At 32.7% G+C, this 26,627-nt stretch carries 26 protein-coding genes and 1 riboswitch; of the genes, 24 read left to right on the top strand and 2 right to left on the bottom strand.

The features are described 5' to 3' along the window. Window positions 1-63: 63 nt before the first annotated feature. Window positions 64-161, top strand: a riboswitch (purine riboswitch). 247 nt (window positions 162-408) lie between these two features. The 12 genes from purF to rbr all read left to right on the top strand — a co-directional run bounded on the left by purF (window position 409) and on the right by rbr (window position 11,002). After that, complete coding sequence (purF, locus tag RR643_RS04240) at window positions 409-1,803, top strand: amidophosphoribosyltransferase (protein ID WP_332468883.1); 1,395 nt, start codon at window positions 409-411, stop codon at window positions 1,801-1,803. Between the two features lie 46 nt (window positions 1,804-1,849). Continuing rightward, window positions 1,850-2,557, top strand: a complete 708-nt coding sequence (locus RR643_RS04235; RefSeq protein WP_332468882.1) for a DUF554 domain-containing protein — start codon at window positions 1,850-1,852, stop codon at window positions 2,555-2,557. A 44-nt stretch (window positions 2,558-2,601) separates the two neighbouring features. Continuing rightward, a complete protein-coding gene (locus tag RR643_RS04230) occupies window positions 2,602-3,429 on the top strand; it encodes an Mrp/NBP35 family ATP-binding protein (RefSeq protein WP_332468881.1) in 828 nt (275 codons plus the stop codon). Between the two features lie 63 nt (window positions 3,430-3,492). After that, window positions 3,493-4,164: a response regulator transcription factor gene (locus RR643_RS04225; RefSeq protein WP_332468880.1), complete on the top strand. Its 672-nt coding sequence runs from the start codon at window positions 3,493-3,495 to the stop codon at window positions 4,162-4,164. Further along, the gene (locus RR643_RS04220; protein WP_332468879.1) at window positions 4,148-5,587 is read left to right on the top strand and encodes a sensor histidine kinase; all 1,440 of its coding nucleotides are present in this window, start codon (window positions 4,148-4,150) and stop codon (window positions 5,585-5,587) included. The genes RR643_RS04225 and RR643_RS04220 overlap by 17 nt, the downstream gene beginning before the upstream one ends. A gap of 59 nt (window positions 5,588-5,646) precedes the next feature. Next, window positions 5,647-6,156 carry a DNA topology modulation protein FlaR gene (locus RR643_RS04215; protein WP_332482409.1) on the top strand — a complete coding sequence of 170 codons (510 nt, stop codon included), beginning with the start codon at window positions 5,647-5,649 and terminating at the stop codon, window positions 6,154-6,156. Window positions 6,157-6,264: 108 nt separating this feature from the next. After that, a complete protein-coding gene (locus RR643_RS04210; RefSeq protein ID WP_332468877.1) occupies window positions 6,265-6,534 on the top strand; it encodes an autorepressor SdpR family transcription factor in 270 nt (89 codons plus the stop codon). Next, on the top strand, window positions 6,531-7,190 hold the full coding sequence (locus RR643_RS04205; RefSeq protein ID WP_332468876.1) for a DUF1648 domain-containing protein: 660 nt from the start codon (window positions 6,531-6,533) through the stop codon (window positions 7,188-7,190). The genes RR643_RS04210 and RR643_RS04205 overlap by 4 nt, the downstream gene beginning before the upstream one ends. A gap of 12 nt (window positions 7,191-7,202) precedes the next feature. Continuing rightward, a complete protein-coding gene (locus RR643_RS04200; protein WP_332468875.1) occupies window positions 7,203-7,907 on the top strand; it encodes an ABC transporter ATP-binding protein in 705 nt (234 codons plus the stop codon). Then, window positions 7,904-9,502 (top strand): putative ABC transporter permease subunit, encoded by a 1,599-nt coding sequence (locus RR643_RS04195; protein ID WP_332482408.1) that lies wholly within the window; start codon window positions 7,904-7,906, stop codon window positions 9,500-9,502. Before RR643_RS04200 ends, RR643_RS04195 begins: the two co-directional genes overlap by 4 nt. A gap of 82 nt (window positions 9,503-9,584) precedes the next feature. Then, window positions 9,585-10,406 carry a ZIP family metal transporter gene (locus RR643_RS04190; RefSeq protein ID WP_332468873.1) on the top strand — a complete coding sequence of 274 codons (822 nt, stop codon included), beginning with the start codon at window positions 9,585-9,587 and terminating at the stop codon, window positions 10,404-10,406. Window positions 10,407-10,465: 59 nt separating this feature from the next. Then, entirely contained in the window at window positions 10,466-11,002 is a 537-nt protein-coding gene (gene rbr, locus RR643_RS04185; RefSeq protein ID WP_332468872.1) for a rubrerythrin, read from the top strand. Between the two features lie 42 nt (window positions 11,003-11,044). On the opposite strand, the gene RR643_RS04180 is transcribed toward rbr, so the two are convergent. After that, window positions 11,045-12,847, bottom strand: a complete 1,803-nt coding sequence (locus RR643_RS04180; protein WP_332468871.1) for a DEAD/DEAH box helicase — start codon at window positions 12,845-12,847, stop codon at window positions 11,045-11,047. 148 nt (window positions 12,848-12,995) lie between these two features. Between RR643_RS04180 and RR643_RS04175 the strand changes: the two genes are divergently transcribed. The 10 genes from RR643_RS04175 to RR643_RS04130 all read left to right on the top strand — a co-directional run bounded on the left by RR643_RS04175 (window position 12,996) and on the right by RR643_RS04130 (window position 22,757). After that, a complete protein-coding gene (locus tag RR643_RS04175) occupies window positions 12,996-14,393 on the top strand; it encodes a TrkH family potassium uptake protein (RefSeq protein ID WP_332468870.1) in 1,398 nt (465 codons plus the stop codon). Between the two features lie 9 nt (window positions 14,394-14,402). Further along, window positions 14,403-15,077: a potassium channel family protein gene (locus RR643_RS04170; RefSeq protein ID WP_332468869.1), complete on the top strand. Its 675-nt coding sequence runs from the start codon at window positions 14,403-14,405 to the stop codon at window positions 15,075-15,077. Between the two features lie 43 nt (window positions 15,078-15,120). Beyond that, a complete protein-coding gene (locus tag RR643_RS04165) occupies window positions 15,121-15,375 on the top strand; it encodes a TIGR03905 family TSCPD domain-containing protein (protein ID WP_332468868.1) in 255 nt (84 codons plus the stop codon). 59 nt (window positions 15,376-15,434) lie between these two features. Then, window positions 15,435-17,231 carry an ABC transporter ATP-binding protein gene (locus RR643_RS04160; RefSeq protein ID WP_332468867.1) on the top strand — a complete coding sequence of 599 codons (1,797 nt, stop codon included), beginning with the start codon at window positions 15,435-15,437 and terminating at the stop codon, window positions 17,229-17,231. After that, entirely contained in the window at window positions 17,224-19,062 is a 1,839-nt protein-coding gene (locus RR643_RS04155) for an ABC transporter ATP-binding protein (RefSeq protein WP_332482407.1), read from the top strand. Before RR643_RS04160 ends, RR643_RS04155 begins: the two co-directional genes overlap by 8 nt. A gap of 2 nt (window positions 19,063-19,064) precedes the next feature. Further along, window positions 19,065-19,571 (top strand): hypothetical protein, encoded by a 507-nt coding sequence (locus tag RR643_RS04150; RefSeq protein ID WP_332468865.1) that lies wholly within the window; start codon window positions 19,065-19,067, stop codon window positions 19,569-19,571. A 75-nt stretch (window positions 19,572-19,646) separates the two neighbouring features. Next, the gene (lspA, locus tag RR643_RS04145; RefSeq protein ID WP_332468864.1) at window positions 19,647-20,117 is read left to right on the top strand and encodes a signal peptidase II; all 471 of its coding nucleotides are present in this window, start codon (window positions 19,647-19,649) and stop codon (window positions 20,115-20,117) included. Next, window positions 20,104-21,018, top strand: coding sequence for an RluA family pseudouridine synthase (locus RR643_RS04140; protein ID WP_332468863.1), 915 nt, complete (start codon window positions 20,104-20,106; stop codon window positions 21,016-21,018). The genes lspA and RR643_RS04140 overlap by 14 nt, the downstream gene beginning before the upstream one ends. Before the next feature lies 1 nt (window position 21,019). After that, complete coding sequence (locus tag RR643_RS04135) at window positions 21,020-22,267, top strand: rhomboid family intramembrane serine protease (protein WP_332468862.1); 1,248 nt, start codon at window positions 21,020-21,022, stop codon at window positions 22,265-22,267. A gap of 1 nt (window position 22,268) precedes the next feature. Further along, window positions 22,269-22,757, top strand: a complete 489-nt coding sequence (locus tag RR643_RS04130; RefSeq protein WP_332468861.1) for a deoxycytidylate deaminase — start codon at window positions 22,269-22,271, stop codon at window positions 22,755-22,757. Here RR643_RS04130 and rnhC read toward each other — a convergent pair. Beyond that, window positions 22,754-23,605: a ribonuclease HIII gene (rnhC, locus tag RR643_RS04125; RefSeq protein ID WP_332468860.1), complete on the bottom strand. Its 852-nt coding sequence runs from the start codon at window positions 23,603-23,605 to the stop codon at window positions 22,754-22,756. The two genes, RR643_RS04130 and rnhC, sit on opposite strands and share 4 nt — an antisense overlap. A gap of 84 nt (window positions 23,606-23,689) precedes the next feature. Between rnhC and RR643_RS04120 the strand changes: the two genes are divergently transcribed. Then, entirely contained in the window at window positions 23,690-24,328 is a 639-nt protein-coding gene (locus tag RR643_RS04120; protein WP_332468859.1) for a CvpA family protein, read from the top strand. Next, window positions 24,329-26,626 (top strand): endonuclease MutS2, encoded by a 2,298-nt coding sequence (locus tag RR643_RS04115; RefSeq protein WP_332482406.1) that lies wholly within the window; start codon window positions 24,329-24,331, stop codon window positions 26,624-26,626. Window position 26,627 lies beyond the last annotated feature (1 nt).

The following is a 26,627-nucleotide window of genomic DNA, read 5'->3' as shown; positions in this document are numbered from 1 at the left end:
TTCTTATGAAAATATTAGTAAAAAACCTTGTAATGAGGTAATAGCTTGTGTATACTATATTCGTGATTAAACATCACATTTGCTTGTATAAGTGTCAATAACTGGCTGACATGTTTCTACCCACTGGCCTATAGTGGACTACAAGTAAACCTTTTCCCCGTAACTACGCGATGGGTTTACTTTGTAATGGAGGAAAAGGAATGACTCTTAACTTAAAATAAAACACAAGTAAATTAACAATTACATATTGCTTTCAATATGTATTTTTTATTTTTTAGGATGATTATTTATATCTTAATATGTAGAAACTAAGCAGTTCTTACAAGAAAGAGAACTGGTCTTGATGGACTATGTGTTCATAAGATGATTTGATAACAAATCATTTCTTGTTTTAATGGAGGGTACATGATGGATGAATTTAGAGAATTGATGGGCAATAAGCTCAACGAAGAATGCGGATGTTTTGGAATTTATAATGTAAAGGATGCAGCTAGTTTATCGTATTTTGGTTTGCATGCATTACAACATCGTGGACAAGAAGCTTGTGGTATTGCAGCAAGTGATAACAAGAACATTACTTGTTATAAAGGAAAGGGTCTTATTAGCGAGGTATTTACAAATAAGGTTCTGGATGGATTATCAGGTAAACATGCAGTTGGGCATGTTCGCTATTCAACAGCTCAACAAAATCAAATTGAGAATGTACAACCTATTATGGTACGTGCACATCAAGGGTCATTTGCATTGGTTAATAATGGACAAATCGTTAATGCTGAAGAAATAAAAGTAGAATTAGAAAATCAAGGAAGTATTTTTCAAGGAACGAGTGATAGTGAAATATTCCTACACTTAATCCAAAGAGAAGAAGGAACAATGGTTTATAAGATTATGAATGCATGTGCTAAACTTGAAGGTGCATTTGCAGTCATCATTATGACAAAAGATTGTATGTATGCAGTAAGAGATAAGAATGGATTACGTCCTTTATCTATTGCCAAACTGGAAGATGGATATTGTGTATCAAGTGAAAGCTGTGCATATGACATTGTAAATGCTAAGTTTATTCGAGATGTTGAACCTGGAGAGGTAATTCGCATTGCAAATGATGGTATTCAATCATTTAAGTATGCTGAAAAAACTCAAAAGAAAATGTGTTCGATGGAATATATTTACTTTGCTCGTCCGGATAGTGTGATTGATGGTGTAAATGTACACAATGCACGTAAATTATCAGGAAAATTACTGGCACGTAAAGATAGTGTTAAAGCTGATATTGTTATTGGTGTTCCAGATTCATCAATTAGTGCTGCAATTGGATATGCAGAGGAAAGTGGTTTACCTTATGAAATTGGGTTAATTAAGAATCGCTATGTAGGTAGAACATTTATACAACCAACTCAAAAACAAAGAGAACGTGGTGTTCGTATGAAATTGAGTGCTATTAGTGCAATTGTTAGTGGTAAGCGTATTGTTATGATTGATGATTCAATTGTACGTGGTACAACCATGAAGAGAATTGTACAGTTGTTGAAAGATGCAGGTGCAAAATCGGTACATGTACGAATTGCTTCTCCGGAATTTAAATCACCTTGTTTCTATGGTGTAGATACATCAACGTATGATGAGTTGATAAGTTCTAAACTTAGTGTTAAAGAACTGAAAGATTATATTGGTGCAGATAGTTTGAAATTTTTATCTATTGATGAAGTAAAAGAAGCAAATGGTACTGATTTATGTGTTGCATGCTTCAGTGGCAAATATCCAACAAACTTATTTTCACTAGGAAAGATAATTAAGAAGTAGTAAAATTAAACAGGATGAAAGTCCTGTTTTCATATAGGGAGGGCATATGGGTAGTATAGTAAATGCAATTTGTATTATTCTTGGTGGTTTACTTGGTGTCATGTTTAAACATGGTATTAAACAAAGCATTCAAGATAGTATTTATAAAGCAATAGGAATATGTGTCATTGTTATAGGTATCAATGGTGTGCTTTCTAATATGGCAATCATTCAGGAAGGTGTACTTTCGACAAGTGGCGAATTGATTATGGTGGTTTGTATTGTTTTGGGTACATTAATTGGGGAGTTGTTAGATATTGATGGAAAACTTAATGGTTTGTCAAAAAAGATTGAAGAAAAATTTCATCTTGCAGGATTTGCGAATAGTTTTGTAGTTGCATCAATTATATTTTGTGTTGGGGCAATGGCGATAATTGGTAGTATTAATGATGGATTATTACATGATCCTACTGTCTTGTTTGTAAAGAGTATTTTGGATGGGATTACAAGTATTATTTTAGGAGCAACATTGGGTATGGGAGTTATTTTCTCTAGTATTCCTGTTCTGATATATCAAGGAGCAATTACGTTATTATCGGGTTCAATTTCTACAATTTTAGTTGGTGATTTTTTACGCCAAATTTGTATGGTTGGATATGTCTTGGTCTTGTGTATTGGGATTAATTTTTTGGCACCAAATAAGCTTAAAGTTGCGAATATGTTACCAGCAATTTTAGTGGTCATTGTTTACAATGTCATTTTGATGCTGTTTTAAAGTATTTATGTTATGATAATGTACGTTGAAAGGTGGTAAATTGTATGAGTAATTGTAATCATGATTGTGGGTCTTGTAGTCAAAGTTGCTCGGAACGTAGTAATCCAGAGAGCTTCTTAATACAACCACACAAAGATAGTCATATTAAAAAAATAATTGGAGTAGTTAGTGGTAAGGGAGGAGTAGGGAAAAGCTTAGTTACAAGTCTTTTAGCTACTGCTATGTCACGTAAGGGATTTAATGTAGGTGTACTTGATGCGGATATCACAGGACCAAGTATGACTAAAGTATTTGGTATTACATCAAAGGCAGAAGGAACGCAAGATGCAATTTATCCATGTGTAACTGAAGGTGGTATTCAAGTGATGTCCATCAACATGATGTTAGAAACAGATGAGACACCAGTAATTTGGAGAGGACCTGTTATTGCAGGGTTAGTAAAACAATTTTATACAGATGTTGTTTGGAAAGATGTAGATTATTTGTTTGTAGATATGCCTCCAGGAACTGGAGATGTACCACTCACGGTATTTCAATCATTACCTATCGATGGAATCGTAATCGTTACATCGCCTCAAGAATTAGTAAGTATGGTTGTTGCAAAAGCAATCAACATGGCAAAAATGATGAATATCAATGTATTAGGATTAATTGAAAACATGAGTTATGTACAATGTGATGAATGTGATCACAAGATTTATGTCTTTGGAGAAAGTAACATTGAGAAAATCGCGAGAGATGCTGAACTCGATGTACTTGCACAATTACCATTAGATCCAATGATTGCAAGTCTTTGTGATGCTGGAAATATTGAAGTAGCTGATGTTCGATTATTAGATAAAGCAATAGAAAAAATTGAGGGGCTTAAATAGCCTCTTTTTGCTTAATTCACCCAAAATTCACATTTCCAAGTTATAATAAAAATGGTGATAAAGATGAAAATATTAGTTGTTGATGATGAAATTAAAATTAGAGAAATGATTCGTAAGTATGCTCAATATGAAGGATACGAAGTTAGCGAAGCAGAAGATGGAATGGATGCCGTGGAGAAATGTGCAAATAATAACTATGACTTAATTGTCATGGATGTAATGATGCCAAACCTTGATGGTTTTTCTGCATGTAAAGAAATTAAAAAAATGAAAGATATTCCAGTTATCATGCTGACAGCATTAGGTGAGGAATATGACAAAATACATGGGTTTGATTTAGGTATAGATGATTATGTCGTTAAACCATTCTCACCAAAGGAATTGATGATGCGCATACAAGCGATTTTAAAGCGCACTAAGTCACAAAGCGAGTTAGCTGAGGTATTTACTCAAGAAGGATTAAGTGTTGATTTTACGGCACATAACGTTGAAATAGATGGTGATCGTATATCACTTTCACCAAAAGAATTTGATTTGTTAGAGTATATGATACGTAATCAAGGTATTGCATTAACAAGAGAAAAATTACTTCAAAAGGTATGGGGTTACGATTTCTTTGGAGATGATCGTACTTTGGATACACACATTAAATTACTACGTAAAAATATTGGGCCTTATGCAAAGTTCATTGTGACATTAAGAGGGGTAGGTTATCGTTTTGAAAAAGCCGATTAAACTTCAATGGAAATTATTAATTTACCTTATGACATTTATGTTGGGTATTCTTGCGCTACTGTGGGTCTTTCAAATAGGGTTACTACAACCACTGTATGAATATAATAAAGTAAGTGTTGTTAAGGATGTTGCATCCAATATCGAGAAGGTTGTTGACTCTGAAAATTTGGGTGATTATTTAACATCTGTTTCGGAACAAAATGACTTGTGTGTACTTGTTATGACAAATGACCAAACTGTACGTACGAACGTATCTGGATGCATGATTAATCGTCTTCCATATGATCAATTAGTTGAATATGTTTCCTTAGCGCAAGCGAATGGTGGAAGTTATTTAATGAAATCAGCTCTTGTAGAAATGTCATTTAATCCCAATGCACCAAATGAAAGTTTTGTCTCAAGAGATAAAGGAGATAAAAACGTTGTTTATACAAAAGTAGTAAGTAACAACGATAGTGTTTCTAGTGTAATTATGGTAAATACACGTGTCACGCGTGTTAATGCAGCAACTCAAACTCTATCTGATCAATTATTTGTAATTGGATGTATTATCTTTTTCGCAACAGTAGCACTTGTATTATTTCTTACTAAAAAAATAGTACAACCAATTGTCAAAATCAAGAAATCTACAGAAAGATTAGCGGACGGTATTTATGATAATGTAAGCAAAAGACATGAATATTTAGAAGTGCATGAATTGAATGCTACCTTGGAACAAGCTGCAATTCAAATACAAAAAGCAGATAAAGCGAAACGGGACTTAATTGCGAATGTATCTCATGATTTACGTACACCACTCACTATGATTACTGGTTATGGCGAGATGATGTTGGATTTACCAAATGAGAAGACAGATGAAAACATTAAAGTAATTATTGAAGAATCAAAACGCCTGAACTTAATTGTTAATGATTTGTTGGATTTATCTCGTCTTAATGAAAATAAAGTAATTTTAAACAAGGAAGTTTTCAACATCACAGAGTGTATTCAAAATGTCATCAAAACATATGATACATACTTAAAACAAGAAAATATTGAACTCATTTTTGATTATAATGAAACAGTCAATATTTTTGCAGATAAGAATAGAATGACTCAAGTACTTCATAACTTTATTGATAATGCGATTAATTATTCAAATGAAAGTAAATTAATTCAACTCCGTCAAATTGTTAATGGAGAACAAGTTAGAATTGAAGTTCAAGATTTTGGGTTAGGAATAGCAGAAGACCAAATTCCATTGGTATGGGAACGCTATTATAAAGTTGATAAAGAGCACAATCGAATTGTACAAGGTTCGGGTATTGGTTTAGCAATTGTTAAAGAAGTCCTTGAATTACATGAATTTGAATATGGTGTAAAATCAAAATTAAATGAAGGGTCGATTTTCTATTTTGTTGCACCAATTAAGGAAAGTGAATAATCACTTTCCTTTTGTTTTTATAGCAATATTAATGTAAAATTTACTGAGAGGTGATGAAAATGAAAATAGCGATTATTGGATACAGTGGGTCAGGTAAATCAACACTAGCGAAGACATTAGGACAAATCTTTCAAGCTCCTGTATATCACTATGATTGTATTCAGTTCACTCAGGGATGGAAAGAAAGAGACCGTGATGAAGTAAAAGAATTAGTAAATGAATCATTAAGTCATTCATCATGGGTAATTGATGGTAATTACTCTGCATTTGAATTTGACCGAAGAATGAGTGAAGCAAATTTAATCGTATTTATGAATTTTCCAAGGAGGATTGCATTTCCAAGAGTAATCAAAAGATATTATGAAAATAAAGGAAAAACACGTGATTCAATTGCTGAGGGATGCATTGAGAAAATAGATTTGGAATTTATTTATTGGTGCTTAATTAAGGGTAGATCAAGAAAGTATACAACGCGATATAAAAATCAACGTCATATTTACGAAGATAAGTTTATTGAATGTAAAAATGACAAAGATGTTGCAAAATTGATAGAACAAATAAGTAAGTAGTAGAAATACTACTTTTTCTATTTAGAAAAATATCTAAATAGGTATTGTATTTTGTAAAAGTTGAATCTATAATGTATTTAGATAGATTTCTAAATAGGTGGTGATGGAGTGGGAATCAATGATACTTTAAAAGCAATATCAGATCCAATACGAAGAGACATATTGGAGTTATTAAAAGATGGTAGAATGTCGGCAGGTGATATCGCTGAACGTTTTGATTTAACGGGAGCAACGGTTTCATATCATCTATCAATTTTAAAAAAAGCAAAACTAATCATCGAAGAGAAACAAAAGAATTTTATCTATTATGAATTAAATTTATCAGTGTTTGAAGATATCCTTGTATGGATACAACAATTAGGAGGTAATCAAAAATGAGAAAAGTAGATTGGAAAATAATAGTTATAACTACTGCAATTACTTGGTCTCCAATGATTGTTGGGGCTATCCTATACCAAGATATGCCCAAAATGATAGCATCACACTTTAATATCTATGGCCAACCAGATGCTTATATGCCAAAAGAGATTATATTATTTGTTTTGCCGTTCATTATGGGACTTCTACAAATATTTACTTGCTATCTCAATGATGTAAGGAATATAGATGCATTACAAAAGCCAAAAGTAGAATATATAGCTAAGTTTATTATTCCAGTATTGAGTTTTATTGTTTATTTTCTGTCAATTAGTTATTCGATAGGAATTCATTATGATATGCGATTGGTCATGATGATGTTGATAGGAAGTATCTTTATACTAATAGGTAATTATCTACCAAAAACGAGTGGTACATATAAGACGAAGGTTGCTTTATTTAGTAAAAACAAAGACTCTAAACTATACAACTTTGATCCAGTATTAAGAAAAAAGATGTATCGAGTACAAGGGATTACCTTTGTTTTGTTTGGGTTTCTATGTATTTTATCTGTCTTACTACCAGCTGAATATTCATTTGGTGTAATTATTTTGTTACTAATTGTTTCATTGTTGGAAGCAACATGGTTTATTTTGAGAATTTACAGAAAGGATTAAGAAAAGAAAATGATGTTAGAAATTAAGAATTTCCATAAATCTTATGGACAAAAAGAAATAGTAAAAGGGATTAACCTTGAGGTTTCAAGTGGAGAAATATTTGGTTTTATTGGTCATAATGGAGCAGGAAAAACCACGACAATTCGAAGTGTTGTAGGTATTCTTGATTTTGAAAGTGGCGAGGTTTTAATTGATGGTAAAAGTATTAAGAAAGATCCAATCGCTTGTAAACAAGTGATGGCATATATACCAGATAATCCAGATTTGTATGAACATTTAACGGGGATTAAATATATTAATTTTATCTGTGATTTGTATGGTGTACCAAATGAAGTTAGATTAGCTCGTATTGAGGAACTTTCAAAAGAATTGGAATTGGATACAAATCTAGGAGATTCAATTAGTTCCTATTCTCACGGGATGAAACAAAAGTTAGCACTAATTTGCGCATTTGTTCATCAACCAAAGTTGTTGGTTCTTGATGAACCCTTCGTTGGGTTAGATCCCAAAGCAGCATTTACATTGAAGAAAAGAATGAGGAAAATTTGTGATGAAGGTTGTTCCATTTTCTTTTCATCACATGTATTGGAAGTTGTTGAGAAGCTGTGTGATAAAGTTGCGATATTAAAAGAAGGACAAATTGTATTACAAGGAGAAACGGATGAAATTATTCGAAATGAATCACTTGAAGAAATCTTCCTTGGATTAGAAAAATGAAAAAGTTTTTAGAAATTGCTAAAATACAAATTATGAATATGATCAAGTCAACAGTAAGATCTGGATCAAATGGTTCAAAAGGAATTGTGTTGTTTCTAGTTATTGTGGTCAGTTTAATTTTTGCATCTGCTACATACAGTATGGGCATTTACAGTAGTTTACCTGTAGGTTATAAGGATCTTGTTTTATATACAATGACAAGTGCAACGGTATTGTTGGTGTTTATCTTCTCGATAACAACTGCTCAAGGTCAATTATTTCAGTTTAAAGATTTTGATTTATTGATGACATGGCCAATATCGAGAACAACTGTCTTTCTCGCTAAAGTTTTGTCTTTTGTTATCATGATGTATATGTATTGTTTCTTGTTTTTGCTACCCGCGTTGGTTATTTTTGGAATCTATGAGTCAATGGGAATTCTTTATTATATTTTTGGTTTTCTTGGAATCTTATTTTTACCACTCATTCCAATTACGATTTCAAGCTTACTTGCTTTTCTAATTCGTAAGCTTGCTGGAAATGGAAAACACAAAAATTTATTGATTAATTTAGGATCAATTATTCTGTTTGGCGGAATTATGATAGGGTCTTTCTCACTGTCATCAATGGAAGGAACTGTAATTCCTGAAGAAGTATTAGTGGGAGTTGTAAATCTCATGAAGACATATTTATATCCTGTATATATTTATGTTCACGGTGCAATTACTGGAAATGTTATTGATTTTATCTTGGTAGTTGTGATTAATGGTGGTGTCTTCGCGTTATTTGTTTATTTATTTAGCAAGACATTTATCACAATTAATAGTACAGTTCAAAATGGATATAAAGCAAAGAATTTCAAACTCAGAAAAGGACAAGGAAAGTCACCGCTCTTCGCATTATGTAACAAAGAAATATCTAAGTTTACATCAAATATGATGTATTTTATGAACATGGGAATGGGTCAAGTTATGCTTGTTATTGGTGGTATATATTTGATGTTGAATAGGGAAACCGTATTTCAAATGCTACAACAATTTGATGCCTTTGGATTTGAAGTAATGCCAATGTTGTTTGGTTTAGTATGTGTTGCAATTTGTTTGTTTGCATTTATGACACCAACATCTTCAGTTAGTATTTCACTTGAAGGTAAACAATTTTGGATTACCAAAACATTACCTGTTGCTACAACAACGATTTTTATTTCAAAGGCATTAGCAAATGCGTTCGTAATTTGGGTTCCATCTTCAATTGGTTTATTGACTGTGAGTATTGGTTTGGGGTTTTCGATACTTGAAATTCTCATGGGATTACTTCTTGTTTTTGTACTCGGTATTTTTGTTGGATTATTTGGGTTATGTGTAAACATAAATTTTCCAAAATTGGAATTCGACCGAGAAATTATTGTTATCAAACAAAGTATGAGTTCATTCATATCAATCTTTGGAGGAATGATTCTTGGATTTGCAATTATTTTTATATATGTTAATGCGACATCGGTGATGGATCCTAAGCTATTTATTCTTTTACTAATTGGAATTATTAGTTTATTGGATGTTGCTTTCTGGTTCTATTTAAAAACAAGCGGTGTACGTAAATTTTATGAACTATATTAAGGATTATGAAAATAATCCTTTTTCAATGCATATTGCTTGCCTTTTTGATACGAAATATCAATAATTATAGTGGAGGGATTTTATGAACATTGATCAACTAATAGCAATGGGTCCAGTCGCGTTGGCACTGTGTGCTTCATTGTTCACTTGGTTTATGACTGCTTTAGGGGCAGCACTTGTTTTCTTTTTTAAAGACATAAACCAAAAAATATTGAATGGTATGTTAGGATTTGCATCAGGGGTCATGATTGCGGCAAGTTTCTTTTCTTTGCTTGCCCCAGCTATTGAATTATCCGAGGATTTAAATATGATACCTTGGGTAGTTGTTGCGATTGGATTTCTAGCGGGTGCTGTTTTTCTTTGGATATCAGACCATTTAATACCACATATGCACTTTCAAGATAATTCAAATCACATTGAAGGTGTACCAACGAAATTAAAAAGAAGTATATTACTCGTATTTTCAATCACTTTGCATAATATTCCAGAGGGTCTTGCCGTAGGGGTAGCATTTGGATTGCTTGCACAAAATGCAAGTCCAGCAGAATTAATTGCGGCGTTTACCGTTGCACTGGGTATTGGTATTCAAAACTTTCCTGAAGGAGCAGCGGTATCGATTCCTTTGAGAAAAGAGGGTTTATCACGCACAAAGGCGTTTCTATATGGTCAAGCAAGTGGTTTAGTTGAACCTGTATCTGCAATTCTAGGAGCTTTCCTAGTTACAGCTATTCGTCCAATTTTACCTTATGCTTTAGCGTTTGCTGCAGGAGCAATGATTTATGTTGTTACTGAAGAACTCATACCAGAAAGCCAATCGGGAGGACATGAAGCAACGCACTTTTCAACCATGGGTTGTATTGTGGGTTTTGTTATCATGATGATTCTTGATGTTGCATTAGGATAAAAACTAACTTATCCTATGTAAATTGCGTTATAATAAAAGTGTAAAAGGAGAAATAAAACATGAAAGATTTAAAAGGAACAAAAACTGAAAAGAATTTAATGGATGCTTTTGCAGGAGAAAGCCAAGCTCGCAATAAGTATACTTATTATGCAAGCAAAGCTAAAAAAGAGGGTTATGAGCAAATTTCTGCCTTATTCATTCAAACTGCAGACAACGAAAAAGAACATGCTGAATTATGGTTTAAATTATTCCACGGTATAGGAACTACAATGGATAACTTAAAAGATGCTGCAGCAGGTGAAAACTATGAGTGGACAGATATGTATGCTCGTATGGCAGATGAAGCTGATGAAGAAGGTTTTCCAGAAATCGCTACGACAATGCGTGGAGTAGCTGCAATTGAAAAAACGCATGAAGAACGTTATAAAAAGTTATTAGCAAACATTGAAAATGGTGAAGTGTTTGTTAAGAAAGAAGAAACTGTTTGGGAATGTAGAAATTGCGGACATTTACATGTTGGTAAAGAAGCTCCTGAAGTTTGTCCTGTATGTAACCATGCAAAATCCTATTTCATGGTTCACCCACTTAACTATTAATCAAAAGAAAATGCCACTAGCGAAATTGCTAATGGCATTTTATTAATCTTCTTTTCTAGGTTTTCTTTCGCGTTTTGGTTTAGAATCTCTGTCATCTTTACGAGCAGGTTTTCTATCATCAAAGCGACTGCTTGATTTGCGATCACTACGACGATCATCTGTCTTGCGTTCAGTGCGTTTTTCATCAGGCTTGCGATCAGATCTTCTAGAATCTGTTCTAGGTTTTCTGTCTCTACCTCTAGAATCACCACGATCTCTAGAACCACCACCAGATACTTGCGTAACTTCAATGGCATATCCTTTGATTGTTGCGTTTTTAAGATCTCTAAGAATATCTTTGATAACTTCTTTTGGTACATCAACAGTTGAAGAGCGATCTTCGATGTTAATCTTACCAATATCTTTACCACTTAATCCTGTAGCTTCTGCAATAGCACTTAATAAGTGAGCAGGGCTTACTTTATGACGATGGCCTAAATTGATTTCAATTGTAGCTTTGTCTTTAGAATTAACTTTAAGAGAATTAGGTTGTTTATCAGCAACTTTGATTTCTTGTAATAAACTTGATGCAAACATGTTGTTTGCAAGAGCTAAAGCAAGTTCTCTATCTGTGTATCCTTGAGTTTGAAATTCATTTACTAATTCTTCAATTTCCTTAGAAACTGCTTCATTAAGCATGTTTTTCATATCTTCTTTAATTTGGTTAGAGCGAATTTCTCTAATCATTTTTTGATTTGGTAATGGTTTAGTTTCAATTTTTGATTTTGTAGTACGTTCTAATTCACGAACTAGACCTCTTTGTCTAGGTGTTAATAAAGTAACGGCAAGTCCTTCTTTACCAGCACGAGCAGTTCTACCAATGCGGTGAACATAATACTCAGCTTCTTGAGGGAAGTCAAAATTGTAAACAACATCCATACTGTCAACATCGATACCACGAGCAGCAACATCAGTTGCAACTAGAATATTGATTTTTCTACTTTTGAATCGTTCCATAACGTTTGCACGTGCTTCTTGTTTCATGTCACCATGAATTGCAGCAGCAGGGTAACCTTTAGCAACTAAATCGCTTGTTAGATCATCAACCATCTTCTTTGTGTTACAGAAAACCATCGCAAGATTAGGACGTTGAAGCTCAATTAATTGAATTAATACTTCACGTTTATCACTTTGTTTACATTCATAAACAACTTGTTCAATCTTTGCAGCTGTTAATTCTGTTGCAGGTGTTTTAATGTGAACAGGGTTAGTTTGATATAATTTAGTAATATCAAGGATCGCTTTAGGCATTGTTGCAGAAAATAGAATAGTTTGTCTTTCTTCTGGTAACTCCTTAATAATAGCTTCAATATCTTCTCTAAATCCCATGTTAAGCATTTCGTCTGCTTCATCTAAGACAAGTTTGGTACAGTTTTCCATCTTAAGTGTGTGTCTTCTTAAGTGATCGAGCACACGACCTGGACATCCAACAACAATGTCACAACCTTTTTTCATGTCGAGAATTTGTCTTTGGATAGGAGAACCACCATATAAACATACAGTACGTAATCCTTCTTTATACTTTGCAAACTTGCGGATTTCTTCAACTACTTGTAAAGCTAGTTCACGAGTAGGAGTAAGAATTAATGCTTGGGGTCTTTTGTGCTTTGATACTTCTGTTAACTCGATTAATGGAACGCCAAAGGCAGCTGTTTTACCAGTCCCTGTTTGTGATTGACCCAAAATATCTCCTCCAGTTAACAGAACTGGAATACAAGCACTTTGGATATAAGTAGCTTCGTTATAACCACAATCTTGAATAGCTCGAAGCATTTCTTTTGATAATTGTAATTCGTTAAATTTCATATTTTATTTCTCCAAAGGAAAACTATAACACAAACATTTAATAATGTATAGTTATTTCTTTGTTGTGAAAGAAATAACTATATATGTTACTGTTGCTTTTTATTTATAAAGGAGTAAACTAAATATTGCTATAGATAAAGGGGATTTTATGAATAAGGCTAATATGTCTATACGACAATTATTATTTAAAAAGGTTGGTGCAATGCCAATGTTGGCACTTAGTTTTGCCTTTGTAATTTTTGTTGGAACGTTACTTTTATGTTTACCTATAACAAATATAGAAACACCCGCAAGTTTCTTGGATAACTTATTTGTTGCAACTAGTGCAACATGCGTTACCGGGTTAGTGCCTTATCCGGTTGTAGAACAATACAATCGATTAGGTCATATTGTTATCATATGTTTAATGCAAGTCGGGGGACTTGGGTTAATGACACTATTATCCTTAATAATGTCTTTAATGAAACATAAATTATTTATTGGAGAAAAAAAGTTATTACAAGATTCACTAGGTAAATCGGATTTACGTGATATTCCAAAGTTTATCAAAGGTATTGTCATTTATACGTTAATATTTGAAACAATAGGAGTATTGTTGTTCTCTATTCGCTTTATACCGGCTTATGGTTGGTTTGATGGCATCTTTAATTCAATCTTTTTATCGGTATCTGCATTTTGTAATGCAGGTTTAGATAACATCACAACATCGAGTTTAATTCCATTTGTTAATGATCCTTTGATTAACTTCACTGTTGCTGGATTAATCATAACTGGTGGATTAGGGTTTATTGTATGGTTTGATTTACGTAAACATGTCTCTATCCTATTTAAAGGAAAAGGTGGCTTTAGAAAAATCGCGAATAAATTGTCAGTTCATACAAGAATTGTCTTATTCATGACTGCATTCTTATTGTTATCGGGTACAGTAATTATTTATGCTTTAGAATTTAATAACCCAGCTACTTTAGGTCCTTTATCAGAAGGAAGTAAGTGGATGGCATCGTTCTTTCAATCAACAACATTACGTACAGCAGGGTTTGCAACGCTTCCAATAGCGGCATTAAAACCTGCTACACAGTTTATTATGTGTTTATTTATGTTTATTGGTGGATCTCCAGGAGGAACTGCTGGGGGTATTAAAACAACAACATTTGCGATGTTATTCATCTTTGTGTTGTTTGTATTAAGAAATGATAATCACATTAATGTTATGAAACGTGATATACCACGAGAAAACTTCATGAAAGCCTACGTGGTCACAATTATCTATTTAACATCACTTGTAATTGCGATTATTATCTTATCTATCACTGAAAGTACATCATTCTTAGCTAATATCTTTGAATGCTTCTCAGCTATCGCTACTGTAGGATTGTCGATGGATGTAACACCATTATTATCAAGTGTTGGAAAAATTGTCATCATCTTGTTGATGTTTATAGGACGTGTTGGTCCTATCACAATTCTTGTCTTACTCTTTAGAGTTAAGTCAAAAGCAAAGACAAAAGAAATATCATATGCCCACGGGGATATATTAATAGGTTAGGAGAACTCTATGTCAAACAAAAGTAAAACATATGCAATTTTGGGTTTAGGTATTTTTGGGTCTACAATTGCTAAAGCATTATCAGATTATAACTATGAAATCATTGCAGTTGATCGTGACATTACATGTGTGGATCGTATTGCAGAATTCGTTACAAATGCTGTTCAAGCTGATATTACTGATATTGAACAATTACGTTCAATTGGTATTCAAGATTGTGATGTTGCAGTAGTTGCAACAGGATCACATTTAGAAGACAGTATTATGGCGATTATGAATTTAAAAGAATTGGGTGTTCCTTATGTTTTAGCCAAGGCTAAAAATAAGAAATTCATGCAAATTTTTGAAAAAATTGGTGCGGATCGTGTCATTCGTCCTGAAAAGGAAATGGGTGAGCGTGTTGCTAAGCAATTAATCTCAAGAAATATAGTTGATTTAATTGATATTGATTCAGAATACAGTGTTGTAGAAATTATTGCACCAGAAAGTTGGGTATCTAAATCGCTTAAGAATTTAAACTTGCGTGCAGATTATGGAATTAATATCTTAGGTATTCGTAAAAAACCAGGTGAGCATTTATCAATCTCTCCTGATGCAGAATATGTAATAGAGCAAAATGATCGTCTATTAGTTATTGCAGATAATGCAGTGTTTAAAAAGTTTGATAAAAACTTTAATAGATAAATAAATTATGGTATCATAATATTGTTGTAAAGGAGGTGGCATCATGTCAGTAAAGAAATTTACATATAAACCTAACGGAACTTGTTCACGACTCTTTGAATTTGAGTGTGAAGATAATATTATCAAAGATGTACAAATCACAGGTGGATGTGATGGAAACCTAAAAGGGATCTGTAGTATTATCAAAGGCAAGACCGTAGAGGAAGTCATTAGTGCTTTTAACGGGATTACTTGTGGTAACAAGAAAACTTCTTGTCCAGATCAAATCGCGAAATGTTTAATGGAGGAATTCCATTAAACTTGATAAAAAGCACGTAAAGTGTTTTTTATTTTATTTTAGTAGAGGGGGAAATGACCATGAATACATGGGATTTTGTGAAGAAGTATTGCAAAGACAATCAATTTAAGCTTTATTTTATGATTGTAGTTACATTACTTTATGCATTTTTAAATTTAGTTTCACCACTTATCTTTAGTTTTTTCATTGATAATATCATTGATAACAAACCCATCACTAATGAATTGTTTGGAAGTATTCTTCAATTCTTAGGTGGACGTGATTATGTTAGACAAAACTTATGGATAGGTGCAGCGTGTGTACTGTTAGTTAACGTATTTGTCTGTTTAGGTGTTTTTATTAGAGGACGCTTAAATGGTGTTATATCAGAAAATATGAGTTACCATATTCGTAATGATCTATATGATCATCTACAACATTTACCATACGCTTATCATGTTTCAGCAAAAACCGGTGATTTAGTTCAACGTTGTACAAGTGATGTTGAACAAGTACGTAAAGTATTTGCAGGACAACTATCAGAAATGATTTATTCAGTTGCGACCGCAGTTATCGCAATCATTGTATTATTTTCTATTTATCCACCAATGGCAATTCTTGCGATTGTAAGTATGCCATTATTGATTTTCTATGCGTATGTTTTCTTTAAGAACACACAAAAGACATTCTTAGAGTCAGATGAAGCAGAAGGTGTTATGACAACAACGATCCAAGAAAGTTTATCTGGGATTCGTGTTATCAAAGCTTTCAATCGTGAACGATATGAGATTGATCGATTCCAAAAGAAGAATGAAGTATTTAAAGATTTAACATTCAAATTAATTCGTTTGTTGGGGATTTACTGGAGTACGAGTGACTTGATTTGTTTGTCTCAAATCTTGTTGATTCTAGTGGTAGGTATTTTTACTGCTATCGCTGGAAATATTTCCGTTGGTAATTTCTTTGTTTTCATCTCTTATGAAACAATGATTTTATGGCCAATTCGTAACTTAGGAAGAATACTTGCGGATATAGGTAAAGCCACTGTATCGGTTGGACGTTTAAATGAAATATTAAATGAGCCAATAGAAGATATCACAACAGGATTAACACCTACAATTGAAGGTAAGATTGAATTTGAACATTGTGATTTTCAATATCATGATGCAAATGAACCAATTCTAAGAGATATTTCATTCACAATTGATAAAGGCGAAACTGTTGCGATTATAGGTCCTACAGGAGCAGGTAAATCAACGTTAGTTCATTTACTCTCTCGCTTATATGATTACACAGGTGGTTCAATCAAAATGGATGGTGTTGAATTAAATAAGATTCAAAGAGAACACATTCGTCGTCATATTGGTATTGTATTGCAAGAACCATTCTTATTTTCTAAAACAATTCATGACAACATTCGTTTGGCAAATCGCTTTTCTGATGAAGGTAAAGTTGAACGTGCTGCAAGAGTGGCGTCAGTTCATGAAGTAATTCAAGAATTTGAACAAGGATATGAAACGCTTGTAGGTGAAAAGGGTGTTACATTGTCTGGTGGTCAAAAACAAAGAATTGCGATTGCACGTACAATTATTAATGAAACACCAATCTTAATATTTGATGATAGTTTAAGTGCTGTTGATACTGAAACAGATGCAAACATTCGTCATGCATTGAATGAATTGAATAAAGAAACAACAAAAATTATTATTACTCAACGTGTATCTTCTGCTCAAGATGCAGATAAAATACTAGTCATAGAAGATGGAAGAATTACACAAATTGGAAATCATGAGTCATTGATTCATGAGGATGGCTTATATAAACGTATTTACGAGATACAAAGTTCATTTATTCGAGGAGGTGATGACAATGAGTAGTCAATTCCAAGAACAAGAATTCAATACTGAATCATTAGATACGGGACTATGGCGTAAGATTTTAGGAATGATGAAATCACAAAAAAAGAACTTATATATTTTATTTTCATTGAACTTCTTTATTGCCATTTTGGATGTTGCATTTCCATTCATGAATAAAATCGCAATTGATTACTTTGTAGGAAATGGAGTCATTGACTACAAATTGACAATCTTTACACTAGTCTTTATTGTCGGAATTATTGCACAAGCAGCAATCGTTTACTTATTCTTCTTACAAGCAGGAAAAATCGAAATGAATTTTGCGTATGAAGTAAGAGAAAAAGCATTTCATAAACTACAATCATTATCATTCTCTTATTTTGATAAGACACCTATTGGTTGGTTAATGGCGCGTATGACTAGTGACATTGGACGACTTGCAGAAATCTTATCATGGAGTTTAATGGATTTAGTATGGGGCTTTAGCGTTATGATTGGTGTTACCATCGTAATGTTAATTGTGAATTGGAAATTAGCGTTACTTGTATTAATTGTAGTTCCAATTCTTGCGTACTTAAGTGTTTGGTTCCAAATACGAATTCTTAAAAATTATCGTTCTGTACGTAAAATTAATTCACGTATTACAAGTGGATTCAATGAAGGCATTACAGGAGCCAAAACAACAAAAACTTTAGTTCTTGAAGAGAAAAACTTCAAAGAATTTGAAGAAGAAACACAAAATATGCGCCGTTCAAGTATTAAGGCAGCAACACTCTCTGCTTTATTTATGCCAATTGTTATGGGACTTGGATCAATTAGTACTGCTGCGATATTATGGTATGGTGGATATGAAGTTTTATTAGGTACTTTACAATTTGGTACATTGATGATGTTTACACAATATGCAACGCAATTCTTTGAACCTTTACGACAAATCGCTCGATTAATTGCGGAATTACAAATGGCTCAAGCTAGTGCAGAACGTGTATTGAGTTTATTAGACAGTGAACCTGATATTATTGATAAACCAGAAGTAATTGAAAAGTACGGTACATTGTTTGACCCTAAAACAGAGAACTATGAACCTATTGAAGGTAATGTAGAGTTTAGAAATGTATCATTCCATTATTTACCTGGAGAACCAGTATTAAAGAATTTTAATCTAAAAGTAAAAGAAGGACAAACCGTTGCGCTTGTAGGTGAAACAGGGTCTGGTAAAAGTACAATCGTTAACTTGTTATGTCGTTTCTATGAACCAGTAGAAGGACAAATCTTAATTGATGGTGTTGAATATCGAGATCGCTCATTGGGTTGGTTGAGATCAAGACTAGGTTATGTGCTTCAATCACCACATCTATTCTCGGGAACAATTAAAGAGAATATTCGTTTTGGTAGATTGGATGCGACAGATGAAGAAATCATGGAAGCATGTAAACTTGTAAATGCACATGACTTTATTGTGAAACTGGATAATGGATATGATACTGAAGTAGGAGAAGGTGGAGGGAAATTATCCACTGGACAAAAACAATTAATCTCATTTGCTCGTGCAGTTCTAGTTAATCCAAAAATATTTGTATTGGATGAAGCAACTTCATCCATTGATACGGAGACTGAACAAGTAATTCAACATACAATTGATCATGTTTTAACGCATCATACGAGCTTTATTATCGCTCACCGATTGTCAACGATCGTAAATGCCGATATAATCTTAGTTATAAAGAAGGGGATAGTAGTTGAATCTGGAACTCATACGGAATTGATGGATAAAAAGGGATATTATTATCGCTTATATACCAACCAATTTACAGAGGATTTAGAAAATCAATTACTGCATAAAGGATAATCATGATTTCTTACAAAATGGAAGATGTAGTCGATACAACGATTGAAGATGGCATATGGCTCGATTTTTTAGAACAAACTTGGATTTTCTTTATTAAAGATTCTGTTTGGGTAGAAGAAGAAATTCAAATGTTTAGAAAGAAGAAAGTTCATTTAAGTTATTTTCAAAAGGGAATTATTGATGGATTTTTAATTGAAGTAAATGATGTAATTGAGACTTCAGATGTTCCTTTTTGTATCCTTGATGCGACAAAAGAATTCTTGAATACACTGAAGGATAACCAAAATTACAATGCGTTATTCTTACTAATTGATGGTTCTAATAAGATACGTGCTCGTAAAGAAGGGGCAATGTCATTTGATGTTAGTTCTAAGATTAAGCATTGTCTAAGAGAACAAAGAATGAATGATTATGATGAAAAAGCGTTTAATATTGCACTTACTAAGATGCAAAAACGTTATGAACCGTATGAATTAGAAGAATTCATTAAAACATCACAAGATTTCTAATTGATGAAACTATGAGGGAAAGACTAGTGTAAAACTAGTCTTTTTGGTATAATTACATCTTGTAAAGGTGAAGATATGAAACGTAGAGATATTTGGATTTTTATAGGTGTACTTGTTTTGGACTTAGGTTCTAAATTATTAGTACAATCAAACTTGGATTTGCATCGTCAAATTCCAATCATTAATGATTTCTTTTATATTACTTATGCAAAGAATACAGGTGCTGCTTGGAGTATGTTTAGCGGCCGTGTTGGTATTCTTACTTTGATGTCGCTTGTAGGTGTTGGCTTATTTGCGTATATGTATAGTCGTGTTCCAGAAGAGAATAAATGGGAAAGAATCAGTATCACTCTCATGATTGCAGGAGCAGCAGGTAATTTATTTGATCGATTTGTATTTGGTTATGTTAGAGATTTTTTAGATTTTATTATCTTTGGTTATGATTTTCCAATCTTTAATATTGCCGACTCAGCACTATGTATAGGAATTGGTCTACTCATAATCATTACATTATTTAAGAAGGAGGAGACAGATGGAAAGAATTAATTATACAATTGACGAAAATGAAGCGGGTAACCGCCTTGATAAAATCTTATCAGAAAAGAATGAGGATTTTTCTCGATCAAGAATTCAACAATTATTAGATCAAGGACTTATTTTTGTGAATGATGAAATCAAGAAAAACAATTATAAAGTTAAAGTGAATGATGAAATCACAATTGATATCCCAGAGGTAAAAGAACTTGAAGCATTTGCACAAGATTTAAACTTGGATATTCTTTATGAAGATGAAGATATTATTGTAGTTAATAAACCAAAAGGGATGGTAGTCCATCCAGGTGCTGGTAATCCAGATAACACATTGGTTAATGGATTACTTTACCATTGTAAAGATTTATCAGGTATTAATGGTGTTTTAAGACCAGGTATTGTGCATCGTATTGATAAAGATACTACAGGTTGTATTGTTGCGTGTAAAAACGATAAAGCACATGAAGCAATATCAAAACAATTATCTAATAAAACATGTTCTAGAGATTATATTGCCATTGTGCATGGTGAATTACCACATGAATATGGAACGATAGATGCACCTATCGGCCGTGATAGTAAGGATCGTCAAAAAATGACGGTAACAGATAAAAATGGTCGTGATGCAGTCACTCATTTTCGTGTTGAAGAACGATTTAAAGGATATACATTAGTAAGTTTTAAACTAGAAACTGGAAGAACACATCAAATTCGTGTTCATATGCAATACATTGGTTTTCCAATTGTAGGAGATCCAAAGTATTCATTCCGTAATACAAGAAATGATACGGAGGGACAAGTTTTACACGCGAAGGCATTAACTTTGGTACATCCAAGAACGAATGAGACAATGACTTTTGAAGCACCATTACCTGAATACTTCAAAGCATTAATTGAAGAAATGCGAGGTTATTAATATGGCAATTGAAAAAGACTTAATCTTGATGAAACTGGCGCAATACTTTGTAGCGAAATATCAATATAAGTTTGTGGATATAAAACATAATAATCATGAAATTTGGTTAGGAAGTAACAATAGTGATGAATACCCAGTTATTCGTATTTCATTAACGGCAGCTTCACAAACAACATTTGAAAAACCAAGATTATTAGAAACAAGCAAAGCAATTTGTGAGTTCTTTCATAAAAATGCAAAGTTGTTAGATATTCATGTGACAGATGAAGTTATTGAAGCAAGTGAAGAAGAATTTATTCAAGTTGGGATCAACAATGAATCTTTGTCAGGTGAAGATATTTCGAATGCTTTCCCTGATTTACAAAATGCAGTTATCGAAATCAATAACTACAAAGAATCAGGTCCAAAATTACAAACACCATTTGATACATTCAATCCTCGTAAGAAGGCAAAAGTAGAATTTAAAGATATGCCTTATTTGACATATGGTATTGGAATTATTTGTTTAATTGTATTTGTGATTACAAATCTCATCGCAAGTTCTATTGATAATGGAGCTGTAACTGCGAGTATTATTATGGGTGCATACTATAAAGCGTTTATTGTTGCAGGAAATGAATTCTTTCGTTTATTAACAGTAGGGTTTGTTCATGTTGATTTATTCCATTTCTTAATGAATATGGCTGCATTAATGTCACTTGGACAAATTTGTGAACGAATTTATAAAAAATGGCAATTCTTACTTATTCTTCTAGGTTCAATTCTATGCGGTAGCTTGTTTATCTTTGCAGCACAAGACAATGTACTTACTGTTGGATTAAGTGGAGGATTGTATGGTTTGATGGCAGCGCTTCTAGTGTATGGTTTTGATTCTAAAGTCATCTACAATCCAGCTGTTGCGAAAAGTTTTATTTCAACATTATTAATTAACTTGTTGATTACATTTATACCAGGTGTTTCAATGTTTGGACATATTGGTGGTTTCATAGGTGGATTATTTATTGCGGTATTACTAACGAAGAATAAGACATGGAAGGTATTTAGACAAAATGCAATGGTTGCTTCTGTGTTATTACTTGGATTATTAGGGTATCAATGTTATAAGAATTACAATGTAAAACCGATATATTATTTAACAGATACAGCAGTTTTAGATTATCTTGATTCTGCCGGATTAAGTGGTTATAGTAATAATATGAGAGCAAAATTAAATCGCTTTTATGGATTTGATTTAACAAAGGTGAAATAAGATGAAAAGAGAAAATGTATTAAATTGGGATCAATACTTTATGGGCATGGCTCATTTATCTGCTTTACGTTCTAAAGATCCTTCAACACAAGTGGGTGCTGTAATCGTTGATGAAACAAATCGTGTTGTAAGTATTGGATATAATGGATTACCACGTGGTTGTAATGATGATGAATTTCCATGGGGAAGAGAAGGTAGCATGTTAGAGAGTAAGTACGCCTTTGTAGTTCATGCAGAACTTAATGCGATATTAAACAGTCCTCGTCCTGTTCAAAACTGTGCAATTTATGTTTCATTATTTCCATGTAATGAATGTGCAAAAGCAATCATCCAATCGGGTATTAAAAAGATTGTGTATGAATGTGATAAATATGCGGATACAGATGCGGTTAAAGCAAGTAAAAAAATGTTAATTGCAGCTGGTGTAAAATTAATCCAGTTACAAGAAACAATCGCAATTCATATTGATATAGAAAAAGGGAATATCTAGAGATATTCCTTTAATTTATCAGTATTCTTGAAATGAAGTTTCGCAACATTACGCAATTCATCAAAACCAAATTCTTTGACAAATTCTGCTGCATTTTGGTCGACTAAATCGCTAGCGCCTTTCTTAAATGTCATGTGGTAATGTTCCTCGTATTGTTTAAGACATTCAAGAAATGCATATCGTGCTATTACTGAAGCACATGCAACTGCAAGATATTTATTCTCTGCTTTTGTCTCAAAATGAATACCTTGAATAATAGTGGGTTCACCTTTGATGTAGTTATAGTAGTTTTTCTCAGGAGTAAATTGATCAATGATGATATGTTTAGGTAGTGTTGTCTTTTTTGAAAGATTAACATACGCTTGGTTATGTAATTTCGCTTTGATTTGATTCATATTATTCGTTCTTTGTACAATATTGTATTTATGATTATCAAGTACACAGAGACTGTATTCACAAATTTTCATGATCTTAGGTGCAATTTGAATAATATAATCATCTTTTAATGCTTTGGAATCTTGAATTTGAAATTGTGCAAGTTGTTGTCGATTTTGACTCGTGACAATACAAGCACAAACACAAATAGGTCCAAAATAGTCACCAGTTCCCACCTCATCACTTCCTGCTTGATCATCATTGATTTCAGTCTTTCTGAAGGCACTTGCAAATAGTTCTGCATCATTACCTTGAAAAACAACTTTTTTTGATTGATAGGCGGTAATAACACAACCTTCAAGTTTGCACTGGAATAGGGCATAGGGTGGTGTTTTAGATTGTATCTCACTTTGAAAAGTGGTTTGTATTTGTTTTATTTGTTGATCAGTTAATAAAAGAGTAATTGTAGACATAGATTTACCTCGCTAATATCATACCATAGTATTTGCACTTCGGTTTAGAATTAGTTATTATTATAAGGATTGAGAGGGAGACAAATGGAGTTAACATATATGATGATTAATGGAGGCATTGTACTATTCTATATAGTTATGTTTTTCATGGGATATAAAAAGGGTTTTGTTTTACAACTAATAGATTTGATTGGATTAATTGCGGTAATTTATATAGCGTGGTTATTTTCTCCAGTACTTGCATCCTATTTTGCAATATGGCCAAAAGACTTAATACCATTGAGTGCATCCATATTTCAAGATGCTATTTATGGATACGTTAATCAATTTGTTTGGTTTATTCTTATTTTCATTGTTTTAAAATTATGTTTAATGATTATTAGACCGCTCATTAAGGTACTACAAAATATTCCTATTCTTAAACAATTGAATAGTATTTGTGGATCATTATTTAGTATCGTTTATTCAACCGTTTGGATGGTCTTGTTGGCTTTTATATTAACATTACCTATTATACCGAATGGAAGTAATTATGTTACTCAATCATGGCTACAACCAATTTTAACAAACACAAGCACATTGATTAATGATTTAGAAGAACCACTATCGAAAAATAATGCATTATCCAATATAGTTGAAGATATGAATGAACTTTCTGATAATGATCGTGAAGCACTAAAAGAATGGTTTGAAGAAAACAATTTAGATGAGGTAGGTAATTAGATGAGTACAGCAGGGATTGAACTTGAAGTCATAAAGAATCAAATCGCAAATCTTTGTGCTTTTAGTCTTGGTCAACAGAAGATTCTTTCCCTTGAACCAAGCTTTAGCCCATTAGTTTTACGTAGAGAGAATAAACGAATAAAAGAAGCACTAGCTTGTACAATTAAATATTCAGCGATGCCACTTACTGGATTAAAAGACATTACACTTCTTTTGGAACAAGCGAAAAAGGGTATGACATTAACACCACTTGATTTTGTGCAAACCATGAATCATATTCGCGCAACACGTGGGATAGTAAGTTATACAAAAGGAATTGAAGAAGAGTGTGAAGAACTACAAGATTTGGTTTCATCCATTGTGATTTTCAAAGAAGTTCAAGATAAACTTGAATCTTGTTTTAGTGACGATGGAGAAATTTTAGATACTGCAAGTGATACATTAAGAGGTATTAGAAAAGCTTTACTTAAAATTGATGGAGAAATACAAACTGAAACAAATCGTTTTATGCAAAAACATGCTTCCTCAATGATTGATAATATTGTAACAACGAGAAATAATCGTGTTGTAGTTTTGGTTAAAGCTGGAGATAAAAATAGTTTTGGTGGTTTTATTCATGGAGAAAGTGCTTCTGGGCAAACTGCTTATGTTGAACCAAGTAGTTTTGTAGAAATTAATAATCGTAAGCAAAGTCTTCTTTATCAAGAACAAGAAGAAATGGAAAGAATATGTTGGGAATGTAGTGAAGTAGTTTCTAATATTGCAGAAGATTGTTTAAATAACTTAGAAACATGTGCGATATTAGATGCTCTATTTGCGAAAGCTTCTTGGGGTAAAAAAGAAGATGCATGTGTTGCACAATTAACTCAGGAAAAATCAATCTATTTGAAGAATACTCGACATCCATTAATTGATCGAAAGAAGGTTGTAGAGAACACATATCGTATTATTGAACCAGTCCGAGTTTTATTAATTACAGGACCAAATACAGGTGGTAAAACTGTAAGTTTAAAATGTTTAGGCTTAGCGGTACTCCTTACATATTGTGGTATACCAGTTTGTGCAGAAGAAGCACAAATTCCTTTCTTTGATCATGTCTTTATTGATATTGGAGATGATCAATCGGTATTACAATCTTTAAGTACATTCAGTGCTCATTTATCAAAACTTGCGGATGTAAGTCAACATGCTACAAAAGATAGCTTTGTTTTATTGGATGAGTTAGGTTCAGGAACAGATCCTAAAGAAGGAGAGAGTTTAGCCATCGCAATATTAAATGATTTACGTGATAAAGGTTGTTTAGTGGTTGCGACTACCCACTATGGTCGATTGAAAGCATATGGAAAACGACATGAAGACATTCTAGTTTCTTCTGTACAATTTGATGTAGAAAAATTAGTACCAACCTATCATTTTGTTGAAGGCTTAACAGGACAAAGTAATGCATTTGAAATTGCACGAAGATATAATTTAAAAGAAAGCATTATTAAGAGTGCTGAGTTTTTAAAGAATCAACAAAAAACAGAAGAAGATCGTCTAATTGAAAAACTAGAACTTCAAGTATTGGAGAACCAACAATTAAAAGAAAAATTGGTTGAACAACAAACGATTCAAAATAAAATGTTTAAAGAACTTCAAAATGAGAAAGAAGTTTTTGAAAGAAATAAAGAAAAGAATATCGAGAAAGCAAAACAAGAAGCTGAAGACTATTTACATATGGTGAAAGAAGAAGCACAAGCCATACTAGATGAAATGAGAAAGAAACAAGAAACAGAAAAATACCATGAAGTTTTGGATGTGAAGAAAAAATTAACACTTCTTGATGAAGAAGAGGAAGAAGAGATTGAAGAAAAAGAATTCAAAGTAGGAGATACAATTGAAATTCGACAATCACATCAGATCGCAAAAATAATACAAGTAAATAAAAACCAAATCACGCTCGATTTAAATGGGATAACGGTAAAATCAACGAAAGATAAAATTAAACACACACACAAAGTCATTACCAAGCCTAAAAAAGTATTTTCTATGCGTACAGAGAAAATTCAATCTTTTAAACTAGAATGTAATTTGATTGGGTTAAGAGTAGAGGAAGCATTGCCTGTTTTACAAAAATACATGGATGATGCAAAGTTCAATCACATGGCAACAGTTCGCATTATACATGGTGATGGTACAGGCGCATTACGAAAAGCTGTGCATGAGTATTTAAAGAGTGATAGGGATGTAGTAAACTATAGACTAGGAGCTCCAAATGAGGGATCAACAGGAGCAACAGTGGTAACACTTAGAGGTTAAA

Origin of the sequence: Anaerorhabdus sp. (assembly GCF_036637135.1) — a bacterium.
In the GTDB taxonomy this organism is placed as follows: domain Bacteria; phylum Bacillota_I; class Bacilli_A; order Erysipelotrichales; family Erysipelotrichaceae; genus Anaerorhabdus.
Note: the sequence above shows the minus strand (reverse complement) of the source record. Positions and strands in the feature narration are given on the sequence as shown.